At 58.5% G+C, this 11,846-nt stretch carries 9 protein-coding genes and 1 pseudogene; 7 read left to right on the forward strand and 3 right to left on the reverse strand.

The genetic code is table 11. The features are described from left to right. Window positions 1-162: 162 nt before the first annotated feature. Window positions 163-761, reverse strand: a pseudogene (locus BRAS3809_RS34535) (transposase); the annotation flags it as partial. A 232-nt stretch (window positions 762-993) separates the two neighbouring features. Continuing rightward, window positions 994-1,902: an AraC family transcriptional regulator gene (locus BRAS3809_RS34480; protein WP_170323239.1), complete on the reverse strand. Its 909-nt coding sequence runs from the start codon at window positions 1,900-1,902 to the stop codon at window positions 994-996. Window positions 1,903-2,221: 319 nt separating this feature from the next. On the opposite strand from BRAS3809_RS34480, the gene BRAS3809_RS01530 reads away from it, so the two are divergent. The 7 genes from BRAS3809_RS01530 to BRAS3809_RS01555 all read left to right on the forward strand — a co-directional run bounded on the left by BRAS3809_RS01530 (window position 2,222) and on the right by BRAS3809_RS01555 (window position 11,009). After that, window positions 2,222-3,028 (forward strand): alpha/beta fold hydrolase, encoded by an 807-nt coding sequence (locus BRAS3809_RS01530; protein ID WP_240535575.1) that lies wholly within the window; start codon window positions 2,222-2,224, stop codon window positions 3,026-3,028. 43 nt (window positions 3,029-3,071) lie between these two features. Continuing rightward, window positions 3,072-3,536: a (2Fe-2S)-binding protein gene (locus BRAS3809_RS34540; RefSeq protein ID WP_083839025.1), complete on the forward strand. Its 465-nt coding sequence runs from the start codon at window positions 3,072-3,074 to the stop codon at window positions 3,534-3,536. Then, window positions 3,533-5,719, forward strand: coding sequence for a xanthine dehydrogenase family protein molybdopterin-binding subunit (locus BRAS3809_RS01535; protein WP_035654929.1), 2,187 nt, complete (start codon window positions 3,533-3,535; stop codon window positions 5,717-5,719). Before BRAS3809_RS34540 ends, BRAS3809_RS01535 begins: the two co-directional genes overlap by 4 nt. A gap of 665 nt (window positions 5,720-6,384) precedes the next feature. Further along, the gene (locus BRAS3809_RS01540; RefSeq protein ID WP_008960343.1) at window positions 6,385-7,029 is read left to right on the forward strand and encodes a UbiX family flavin prenyltransferase; all 645 of its coding nucleotides are present in this window, start codon (window positions 6,385-6,387) and stop codon (window positions 7,027-7,029) included. Next, entirely contained in the window at window positions 7,023-8,516 is a 1,494-nt protein-coding gene (locus BRAS3809_RS01545; RefSeq protein ID WP_008960344.1) for a UbiD family decarboxylase, read from the forward strand. Before BRAS3809_RS01540 ends, BRAS3809_RS01545 begins: the two co-directional genes overlap by 7 nt. A gap of 102 nt (window positions 8,517-8,618) precedes the next feature. Further along, window positions 8,619-9,260 (forward strand): SDR family NAD(P)-dependent oxidoreductase, encoded by a 642-nt coding sequence (locus tag BRAS3809_RS01550; protein WP_170323240.1) that lies wholly within the window; start codon window positions 8,619-8,621, stop codon window positions 9,258-9,260. Between the two features lie 123 nt (window positions 9,261-9,383). Beyond that, a complete protein-coding gene (locus BRAS3809_RS01555; RefSeq protein ID WP_035654934.1) occupies window positions 9,384-11,009 on the forward strand; it encodes an FAD-dependent oxidoreductase in 1,626 nt (541 codons plus the stop codon). Between the two features lie 555 nt (window positions 11,010-11,564). Here BRAS3809_RS01555 and BRAS3809_RS34545 read toward each other — a convergent pair. Beyond that, window positions 11,565-11,846, reverse strand: a 282-nt coding sequence (locus tag BRAS3809_RS34545) for a tyrosine-type recombinase/integrase (RefSeq protein ID WP_170323241.1), incomplete at its 5' end; no start/stop codon positions are given.

Genomic DNA, 11,846 nt, shown 5'->3' on the forward strand with positions numbered 1-11,846 from the left:
AACGACGATCCCATTGCTGGCCTGCCCGCTGTGGCAGGCTGAACAGCTCGGCCCGCACCGGAATTGCCCGGTGACCCACCATGCCAGCTACACTACTCTGTGGGATACGACGTGGCCGCGCGAACGTTGTGGAATTCTTTGTTCTACGGAAGCACAGGTGTTTGCCTCCACTCGGATTGCCACGCGGACGCCGCACGCCTTGCGGCGGGTACGGCGGTTGCGAACAGTGAGCCCTTCCTCTCGGTAGAGCCAGTGGATCCGATTGATCCCGAACGGCTCGCCCTCCCGCCGCAGCAGGACGAACAGACGCCGATAACCGAAGCGTCGCCGTTCGCTGGCGAGTTCCCACAGGCGCCCCCGAAGCTCGGTGTCAGGTGGCCGACGGGACCGGTAGCGGACCATCGTCCGGTCTGCCCCGACAATCAAACAGGCCCGCCGTTCCGACAGGCCCAGCTTGGCCTCCAGATGCGCCGGCGGCGCGCTTGGCGGCAGGCCTACAATTTTTTTGGGAGCAGTTCCCGCAGCGCGCCCGATCGAGCATCTGTTCTGCGAGCAGCTTCTTCAGCTTGGCATTCTCGTCCTCGAGAGCCTTGAGCCGCTTCGCCTCGGAGACGTCCATACCGCCGAACTTGGCCTTCCAATTGTGGAACGTCGCTTCCGAGATCCCTTGCTTTTGAGCCAGATCAGCCGTCTTCGCGCCGGCCTCGTGCTCCCTTCAAAACAGCGATGATCTGTTCTTCCGTGAACCGCTTCCGCTTCATCTATCCGTCCTTCGTCAGGGCGGACTCTAAATCCTTCTGGAGGAAATTCTTAGGGGTAGGTCAGACTTATTCGAGGCAAGCGAAAGCGCGTGACGGACCTGTATATGCGGATGTTGAGTGTGAATCGCCTGCGCTCAGTGCGGCATGACCTTTCCTGTGGGGACGGACTGAAAGGCATATCGGGCCGGGCCGATACGGATGCGATCGTCAAGCCGATTGGCGTCGCGCCAAGCTAAATTCCGCCGGAGCGACGAAACGCGGACGGCGTTACTCCGAACTGTGTCTTGAATGCGCGGCTCAACGCGGCTTCTGAGCCATACCCCACAGCGGACGCAATCTCGCCGATCGTGAACGTTCCGCTCCGGAGCTGATCAGCGGCCAGGTTCAAACGCCAGCCCGCGAGGTAGGTGAGCGGTGGCTGTCCCACCGCGTCGGAAAAGCGGGCGGAAAAGGCCGACCGGGACAGACCAGCCAGTCCGGCGAGGGTCTCGACGGTCCAATTTCGAGCGGGTTCAGCATGAATCGCAGACAGGGCGCGTCCGATTGAGGGGTCCTTGAGACCGCTGAGCCAGCCGAGGTTGCTCGGATTTTTGGTGCCCCACGCCCTGATGGCCTGGACGAAGAGCAGGTCTAGTAGTCGCTCGATCATAATGGCCGAGCCCGGCTCAGAACTGCGTGTTTCCTCAATCAAGAAATGGCTGATCAGCCGAACCCACTCCTGTTGAATGCCTTGCAGGGCCTCGACGATAATCAGAGCCGGCAAAACCGTCAGAAGTTTCGGCGCCAGCACGCCAGCGAAGGAGAACTGACCGCAAACCACCTCGGTCATTTCCCCATTGCCTCCTACCCGCAGCCGTCGGCCTTCGCCCGCCGGCGAATCGGCGATCGCTGTTTCGAGAGGAATCGGCTCGAGAGCGAGATCGCTGCTGAGCACATGTCCGGTTCCCCGCGGCAAAATTGCGAGGTCGCCTGGCTGCAATCGAACTGGTGCCTGATCATCCAGAGATAGCCACGCCGACCCGCCTCGCACGATGTGAAAGTGAGACAAGGGGTTTCGAAAGCTGACGCTCCAAGGCGCATGAAATTCACTGGTGCAAACAAACCCGCTCTGCATTCGCACGAGAGCGAGAACATCGGACATCGCATCCGGACGTCCTCTAATTTCTCTCATCGCCAAAAGTCCAAGCCGAGTACTGGACGATTGGTATGAAAATCGAGCGGACAAATCATAGCGATGAAGATCGATACCGTTTTAGGATCAGGACCGAGGCTTAGACGATTAGCAGGGGGAAGTAGCGTGGTCAATGAACGTGCTCCGACACGACGGTGGTGTCCTCCGACTTGAGGTGGGATGGCGAACGCCCGAACCATTCGAGAATGCGCAATATAGTCCTTATTGGCGCAATCGAGTCAGGGCAAAAATCTACTGCCCGGCCTAAGTTGCGAAGCGGGCTTTGGAAGTGAAAGTAGAGCTGATGATGGTATCTTCGATGAAGACATCGAGCCTCGCGATAGGCGGCGACAATGTCCTTTCTTATATTTTCGTCGAAGAAGCCCCGGCGATCGTCATCATCCATGGTGTCGGCGGTCACAAGGAGGATTGGATCGGTGTTGCGCAGGCGCTGTCCGATACACGGCGTGTCTTTTGCGTCGATATGCTCGGTTTTGGCGAGTCTTCGAAATGTGGTGATGATCTATCGATGACGGTTCAGTCTGCAGCGATCAAGGCGCTGCTCGATGCTCACAACGTCGCGCAGGCCGATGTCGTCGGAAACTCCGTAGGCGGATGGGTAGCCGCTACATTTGCGGCGACGTACCCGGAACGGATTCGACGGCTGGTGCTGATCGATGTTGCGGGTTTCAGGGCCATGTTTGAAGGCCAGCCCCCGGTCAATTTCGATCCCGATAACGGTGATCAGATGCAGCAATTGATCGACATCACGATCAATCCCAAAATTGCGAAGATGCCGGGGTTGGCCCAACGCGCCTTCGATGCCTATGTCGCGTCCGGCGAGAAGGCCATTTCGGCAACCTGGGGCAAGAGTCTTTTCGCTTCGCCACGTCTCGAGGATTTGATGCCAAAGATAGGGGCACCAACGCTTCTGTTGTGGGGCGCCGACGATCGTCTCGTCCCGTCGGCTTTGACCGACGTGTTCTGCCGTCAAATCGCGGGGGCGAGGATGCTGTTGATCCCCGATGCCGGGCACTTTCCGCAAATAGATCAGCCCGACGCGGTTATCGCAGCGCTCAATGAGTTTATGGACTAACTCCCATCTGACAACATTCCATTGCAGGCATGCGGAACAAGTCATGGCTACACTGACGGTCAACAATACCAAGAAAACGATCGCAGTTGATCCGGCGATGCCGCTTCTTTGGGCTATTCGGGATCATATCGGGTTGACGGGAACGAAATACGGATGTGGTGTCGGCCTCTGTGGCGCATGCACGGTGCTTCTTGACGGGGACGCCGTTAGATCGTGCTCGATATCGGTCGATGAAGTTGGCGCAAAGAATGTCACAACGATTGAGGGGCTTTCCTCAACTGTTGCCAAGGCAGTGCAAAGCAGCTGGCAGGCGCTTGAGGTCGCACAATGCGGCTATTGTCAATCCGGCCAGATCGTAAGCGCGGTGGCGCTCCTGACGAAAAACGCGAAACCGACTGACGACGACATCAGCAATGCGATGGATGGAAATCTATGTCGGTGCGCGACCTATGTTCGGATTCGTGCCGCCATCCATGGGGCGGCGAAATTACTGGCTGGGCGTCCATGACAGCTATCGATCGGCCGGAACCTGCTTTATTGTCGTCTCGGCGAGTTATCCTAAAAGGTGGCGCCGCTGGGCTCTTTGTTGGCTTTGTGTTCGGCTCTGGACGAGCAAGATCGCAAACAGCCAGCCCGCAGGAGGTGTTGGCACCAAACGCTTTCGTGCGAATTGGTCTAGACTCGATCGTCACAGTTATCGTCAAGCACCTCGACAAGGGCCAAGGCATCGCAACAGGCCTGACAACGATCATCGCGGATGAGCTTGACGCCGATTGGGCCCAAATGCGCTTCGAGTTTGCCCCCTCCCGCGCCGACCTCTACGGCAACCTGTTCTTTAAGGGATTTATGGGGACCGGTGCTTCGACGTCGATGGCAAATTCCTTTGACCAACTCCGTCACGCCGGCGCGACGGCGCGCGCGCTGATGATCGCAACTGCCGCCAAACTTTGGGACATCAAGAGCGCGGATGTCACGATCAACCGTGGTATCGTCAGTTGCGGCTCAAACAGGGCGAGTTTCGGCGAACTGATCGCAGTTGCAGCTACGTTGGCTCAGCCGGAAAAGCCGCAACCGAAAGATCCCGGGCAATATCGCCTGATCGGGGTCGATCGTCCCGGCATGCGTCTGGATAATGTCGACAAGACCACAGGCAAGGCCTTGTTCACGATCGATGTGATGCGTGAGGGAATGAAGCTCGCGATGATCACGCATGCGCCGAAATTCGGCGGAGTTCCCAAGACTGTCAACATTGCCGAAGTTAAGTCTATCTCCGGCGTTCTGGAAGTGCTCGCTCTGCCGATCGGCGTAGTCGTGGTTGCCGACGATACATGGAGCGCGATCAAGGCGAAACGCGCGCTCAGGATTGAGTGGGACTTATCCGAGGCTGAGTCCAGGAGTTCGGCGGATCTGTTGGGGACCTATCGCGAACTGGCGAGCGCGCAAGGTGACGTCGCGGTCCGCAAAGGCGATGCGGCGGGCGTTTTGGCGTCTGGTAAAATCATCGAAGCTTCGTTCGAGTACCCCTATCTTGCCCATGCGGCGATGGAGCCGGTCAACATCACCATACAATGGACGCCCGGTGTCAGGGCTGATCTCTGGTATGGCTGTCAGGGCCAGTCGGCCGATGCATATGCCGTGTCTTCAATTCTTGGCCTGAGGCCCGATCAAGTCCACATCAATACGCTTTGGGCCGGCGGAAGCTTCGGCCGGCGCACCACCACCGGAGCCGACTTTGCCGTAGAGATCGCGCTGATCGCCAAGGCCACCGGCGGAAAATGGCCGCTGAAGTTACAGTACCTGCGTGAAGACGATATGCGCGGCGGGTGGTATCGACCGCTGACTTATCATCGTTTGCGCGCGGTGCTCGCGCAGGACGGAACGCCACTCGCTTGGCATGATCGCATCGTCACGCAATCGATCAACAAGGGAACGGCCGGCGAAGCCTTGCTGGTGCAGAACGGTATCGATTCCATGACCGTGGAAGGTGCCGTCGATCTTCCCTACGCCATACCCCATTTTCTGGTCGATGTCTCCACACCCAAAGTCGGCGTGCCGGTGAATTGGTGGCGTGCAGTGGGTCATACCCACACAGCTCACTCAACGGAGGTATTTATCGATGAGCTGGCCGCGATCGCTGGCAAGGATCCAGTCGAATATCGCCGCGCGCTGCTGGCCGATCATCCGCGGCACCTCGGCGTTTTATTGTTGGCCGCCGAAAAAGCCAGCTGGGGAACCCCCTTGCCGAGGGGACGTGGTCGTGGGGTGGCGGTTCACGAAAGCTTCGGAAGCTATGTCGCCAACGTCATCGATGTGACAGTTGAAAGAGACGGCACGTTGAGGGTGGATCGGGTGGTCTGCGCGGTCGATCCTGGCCTCTCCGTCAATCCTGACATCATCAGGGCTCAGATGGAGGGTGGGATAGGCTTTGCTCTCGGCGCAGCATTGCGCGGTGAGATCCTTCTGAAGGAAGGCGAGGTTGCACAGAGCAACTTTGACGGCTTCGAGCCGCTACGGCTTTCTGAGATGCCGAAGATAGATGTGCATATCATTCGCTCTAGCGATCCGCCGACGGGCATTGGGGAATGCGGCGTCCCCTGTGTGTCGCCAGCTCTCTCCAATGCTGTGTTTGCTGCAATTGGAAAGCGTGTCCGATCGCTGCCACTCAGCAACATCGACTTGCGCTGGTCCTGAGTGGAATCCGATGCGTGTTTCCCACGTTGTTTTGCCGATCTCGATAGGCCTGATCGTTGGAATGTGTTTCGCCGTTGCTCCGAGCGTTCGATCATCGGATCTTAACGGCGATCTGTTCGCGCCCGTTGCCCGTGTTCTGTCGCACCCGCGCTGTGTCAACTGTCATCCCGCGGGTCGGACACCAAAAGTGGGTGAAATGTCTCGCATGCATTCGCCCCGCGTTGTGCGAGGCGATGACGGGCACGGGGCGGTCGGGCTCAGGTGCCAGTCCTGTCATCATGAGAGCAATAACGAAACATCGAGCATTCCGGGCGCCGCCGGATGGTCGCTCGCACCGGCTAGCATGGCTTGGGAGGGACTGGATGCGAGCGCGCTTTGTCGGACACTGAAAGACCCGTCAACGAATGGTGGTCGGGATCTTGCCGCTTTGCTGGATCACATGGACCATGATGCGCGCGTCAATTGGGCTTGGGACCCCGGGGGACATCGGGAGACGCCGCCGCTTTCCAAGAGCGACTTCATCGCCTCGCTTCGTGCATGGGTCGTGGCCGGTGGGCCGTGTCCGGAGCGATGAGGGAAGGCGCAGGTGAGGGAGAGGTCAGCAATGCTTGAGCAGTTGTCGCGCTTACCAATCCGGTGCGTGCCACAAACTCGTTGTGGAAGTTATGCGCACGCCCTTTGAGCCGCCGCGCATGATCGTTGGAGTATCTGGCGCGACAGGTGTGGTTTACGCCATTCGTCTGCTGGAATTATTGCGCGAACTGCGGATCGAGAGCCATCTGGTCATAACCAAGCCCGGAGAAATGACGCTGGCCTATGAGACGGACCTTTCTACCAAGCAGCTTCGGGACAAGGCCGATGTCAGCTATCTCATCGGAGACATAGGCGCAGCGATAGCGTCTGGCTCGTTTCGTACCATCGGAATGGTGGTCGCCCCGTGCTCGATGCGAACCGTAGGTGAAATTGCCTCGTGCGCTACATCCAACCTGCTGACCAGAGCAGCCGACGTTTGCTTGAAGGAGCGTCGGCGTCTCGTGCTCATGGTACGTGAAACACCACTTCATGCCGGTCACCTGAAGGCGCTGCTGGCCGCCACGGAATCCGGAGCAATCATTTTTCCGCCAGTGCCGGCCTTCTATGCCAAACCGGCCAGCCTCAGCGCAATGGTCGATCACAGCATCGGTCGGGTACTTGATCTGTTCGAACTCGACGCCGGGCTCGTCGAGCGCTGGGGCGGCACCAAACAACAGAGATACGGCGGGTCGAAGCCGTTTCACGCGACTCCCAAGGAAGGAAACGATCCATGCTGAAACGCCTGAAGTCTATCCGTGATTGGCTGTCCGCTTTGGAGGCGATCGGAGATCTCAACAGGGTGACCATGGAGGTCGACTGGAATCTGGAAATGGGAGCCGTTACGCGGCATTCCATGGACCTCCGCGCGCCCGCACCCCTGTTCGAGCGAATAGCCGGTATCGAGCCAGGCTTCAGGGCGCTCGGTGCGCCGGGAGGCTTGAGTGCCCTCCCGGGTAAGACTTATGCTCGCCTGGCACTGGCGCTCGGTCTGCCTGCGAATGCTGGGGGGCGCGAATTGGTCAGCGCACTCGCCGATGCAAGGGCGCGAAGTCCCATACCGCCGATACTCGTCGATGCAGCGGGAGCGCCCTGCAAACAGAATATACTGACCGGTGCCGACGTGGATCTGATGCGTTTGCCTACTCCGCTGATTCACGGGCACGATGGCGGCCGGTACCTGCAGACTTACGGCATCAACATCGTTCGAACGCCCGATGAATCCTGGACCAACTGGTCTATCAACCGGATGATGATGCTCGATCACAACCGGCTCGGTTGCCTTATCCCGCCGAACCAGCATTTGGGCATCATTCACGCCAAGTGGCGTGCCATAGGCTTGCCCACGCCGATTGCCATCGCCTTTGGCGTTGAACCTGCGACGCCGCTGGTTGGCGGCATGCCGATTCCAGAGGGGATGGACGAGGCGGCGTTCCTCGGAGGCTACTTCGGCGAACCATTGGAGTTAGTCCCAGCCGAAACGGTCCCGATCGATGTTCCGGCGACGGCCGAGATTGTATTGGAGGGGCATGTATCGCATACCGAGACGGCGATGGAAGGACCGATGGACGAGTTTCCGGGCTACGTCGGCGCCGGACGTTCTGCAAAGCCGGTGCTCACTGTGACCGCGATGACCTTCCGCAACGATCCGATTTTGCCTTTCTCGGTGGCGGGAGCGCCGGTGGAGGAAAACCATACGTGCTGGGGCCTGCCGCATGCCGCGGAAGTGCTGCACCTCTTGAGGTCAGCCGGTCTGCCGGTCAGCATGTGCTGGACCGTTCTGGAAAGCGCAAACCATTTAATGCTGGTGGCCCTGAGGCCGGATTGGCACGAGGCTACCGGCCTCGAATCTCCTGAGATCGGTAAGCGCATTGGTGAGTTGATCTTTGCCTCAAAGGCGGGTTTCGGCTTGCCGAAGCTGCTGCTGGTGGAGGACGATTTTGATGTCACCGATGTCGCCCAAGTGATGTGGGCATTTACCAGTCGGGCTCATCCATCGCATGGCGAGATATATTTTCCCGATGAGGCGGTAAACGCTCTGCCGGTGTTCCTGAGCAAAAGCGAGAAGGCGGTTTTCAAGACGACCAAGGTTCTCCACAATGCGCTGTTGGCCGATCGCTTTGACGCGGCAGACCGACCGATCAGGTCCGACCTTGAACATGGATGGCCGGCGGATGTGAGAGCCAAGGTGCTGGGGCGATGGCATTCCTATGGTTACCAGGGTTAGCCGCCGTTCCGCCATCGTCTCACCGAACCGTACGCAATACCCAAAGTCCAATAGCTTTGCGAGCTGCAGGAGGCGAACCTGACCAAAAGTCCGTATGCTGTGTTGATCGGCTTTGGCCCTGGCGTAGGTTTCGGCATTGCCCGCGCATTTGCCAAATGGGGGATTTCGTCGCTGATGTCGCGCAATCCGGAAAATCTTCGAAGCCAGATTGAGTTGCTCAGCAAGGACGCCAGCAAGGTCGACCCGTTCAGCGTCGATGCCGGTGAGCCGGACTCCATTGCCCAGTTTGTTCAGGCCGCAATCGGAAAGTCTGGAAATGTTGATGTGTTGATCTACAATGTCGTGGCGCTTGCCCGGGGCAGACCGTCGACGATCCAGCCGGCAACGCTGACAAGCGAGCTGAACATCAACGTGTCCGGCGCACTTGCTTCAGTCCGGGCGGTTCTGCCGGATATGCTCCAACGTAAATCCGGTACGCTTCTGTTTAGCGGCGGGGGATGGACCGTTTATCCGGCGATGGAATTTGCCTCGATCAGCATCGGTAAGGCGGCCTTGCGGTCGCTCAGTTTGATGCTGGCCGAAGAACTCAGGGACAGCGGGGTCCGCGCCGGAATGGTGACGATCATAGGCGCGGTCGAGGCGGGAGCGCCGTTTGATCCGCAGAAAATCGGTCGCTCTTTCGATGATCTGTACAGGCAGCCTACTGACCAGTTCCCCGCCGAGATCTATTTCAGGGGAACTTGAACAGGAAGCCACATCGACAGGTCAAAATGCCGATTGGGGCTGGGCGCGTTGGCGGCGCCCTGAGCGCCGTGAACTGACGATGTCGCATCTTTCCAAGCCAGCCAGCGAACCGGAGTCCTTGCCTTGGAAACGATTGCTTTTGATCTCCGACAAATGCAGCGGACGCCACTTGCGGATGAGCATGTGGCTGCCATCAGTGCCGCCGGAACAGAACGTGCATATTCAGCCGGTACGGTTGTCGTCCGGCAGGGCGATCAGATGGACCGGTTCATCTATCTCCTCGAGGGTGAAATCGAGGTGATCGATGCGTTCACCGGAGAGCGGGCTCTGCCGAGTTCGCTGGGTCCCGGGCAGTATATGGGTGAGATCGCTTTCTTGAGCGGTGGCAGGTACACGATGCCGATGCGCGCCGCAAAAGACACGCGCGTCGTCGAAGTCGAACGCCACCGCATGCTTACGCTGATGGCGCAGATTCCGGAAATGTCGGACATCATCATCGGCGTTTTCGCGGCTCGGCGCCTGCGGCAGCTTAAGGAGGGTGACGCGACCTTGCGTCTGATCGGTGAGGATGAAAGTCAGGTCTTGAGGCGCGTCGCCGAATTTGCGAGCCGCAATCGAATACCCTATCGGAGCCTTGCGCTCGGCAGCGCGGAATCGATTGCGGCCGCCAGGGCATGCGGGATCGACGGGGTCGCTCCGGCAGTCATCTTTGGCAAGGAACACGTTGTTGAGAACCCCACGCCCGCAGCCGTTGCGCGCCTACTCGGCCTGAATCTGGAATTCAGCGAGTCCGACCAGGTTGATGTGCTGATAGTGGGTGGTGGTCCCGCCGGCGTTGCGGCGGGGGTGTATGCCGGCGCGGAAGGCCTCAAGGCATTGGTTGTTGAGGATCTCGCGATCGGGGGGCAGGCTGGCACGTCGAGTCGGATCGAAAATTATATGGGCTTCCCGACCGGTATCTCGGGAGCTGACTTGGTCTGGCGCGGCGAGATTCAGGCGATGAAGTTTGGCACAAGATTTTCGATGCCGCACCGGGTCGTCACCCTCGAAAGGCTGAATGGATCATTTTGCGCGCGTTTCGACAATGGGCAGTCGATCTGTGCTTGCGCCGTCATCGTCGCTACCGGTGTTCAATATCGCCGACTGTCGCTCGAGCGTCTTGAGGCCTTCGAGGGCCACGGAGTTTACTACGCCGCGACCGAAATTGAGGCTCGGTATTGCCGGTCTACGGACGCTGTGATCATCGGAGGTGGCAACAGTGCAGGCCAGGCCGCGATGTATCTTAGCAGGACTGCTCGAATGGTGCACCTTGTAGTTCGGGGCCGGACACTTGCGGCATCAATGTCAGACTATCTTTCAAGCCGGCTCGCGGCCGATCCGAAAATCAAGATACATTTTGAAAGCGAGGTCACTGCTCTGCTGGGACCCAACCATCTGGAAAAGGTAGTCATCAGTAATCGAGCATCCAAAGCACAACAGGAGATCTCGACGCGCGCGATGTTCGTTATGGTCGGCGCAGCACCGAACACCGAGTGGCTCAGGGGGCTAGTTCAGCTTGACAGCAAGGGGTTCGTTCAAACGGGAACCCAATGTGGGCAGCTAAATTCGCCCTATGCGACGTCCATGGCGGGCATCTTTGCGGTCGGCGATGTGCGGGCAGGGTCAGTCAAGCGCGTCGCCTCTGCCGTTGGCGAGGGCTCTGTGGTCGTTTCCAAGGTGTGGGAATATGTCCGCCGCGACGTCCGGTGATGGCTTCGCTTGCGACAAATTGGCATTGCAAAGAGTTCCCTGATCGTGGCGAGCGTGCTTGGTCTCTAAGCGCCGTGATGATGCAAGCGTTCGACCCAAAGACGCTGAATTCTTGGCTTTGTCTCGTTTCCCTTGCATATCGCTGGGTTTCACCCTTCTCAGTCCGAAGCTCGAAGTAAATAGCGCAACTCCTACGATTGTGTGGAAAGGCGGTACCCCCGACGCGTCTCGGGGCGCCCCCCAGGTGGTTCGCAGACGACGTTCTGGCAAGAACCACCGCCTCTAACCCCATGGATGAGCGGGTGAGAGAGTCGATGTGGGCCAACCGCCCGAACCAACTCAGACCTGGATAAAACTTGGGGGCAAGGTCAAGGCCTCTCACGATTTGGACAAGCAGAAAAAGCCATGGCGGTTCAATCGCGTTTCGAGCTGCTTTTTGTCCGAATGCGCCTTCAAAGTATTGGGCCGATGAAAGCCTTCCAAGCTGAATACGAGAATTCGATTCCTTGCCATTCCAGTTTGAGCTCTTCACTTCTCCAATGTTCTCGATGCCCGTCAGGCAACCTGCGCCGAACGGATGGAGTGAAGTGTTTCTGGCTTTAGGTGTGTGTAGCGGCGCAGCATTTTCCAATCCTTGTGCCCGGTGACCAATGCGACCTGTTCGATGGAAAATCCAGCTTCGAAAAGGCGACTCGTGCCTTCGTGACGCAAATCGTGAAAATGAAGGTCATCAATCTTCAATCGCTGACACTGGCGACGAAATGCTGTTCCAACAGATCGTCCATTGTAAGGAAAAATCCGACCTTCACGAGTATTAGAGAACCGACCTTGCTCTTC

It is taken from the genome of Bradyrhizobium sp. STM 3809, from assembly GCF_000239795.1.
In the GTDB taxonomy this organism is placed as follows: Bacteria; Pseudomonadota; Alphaproteobacteria; order Rhizobiales; family Xanthobacteraceae; genus Bradyrhizobium.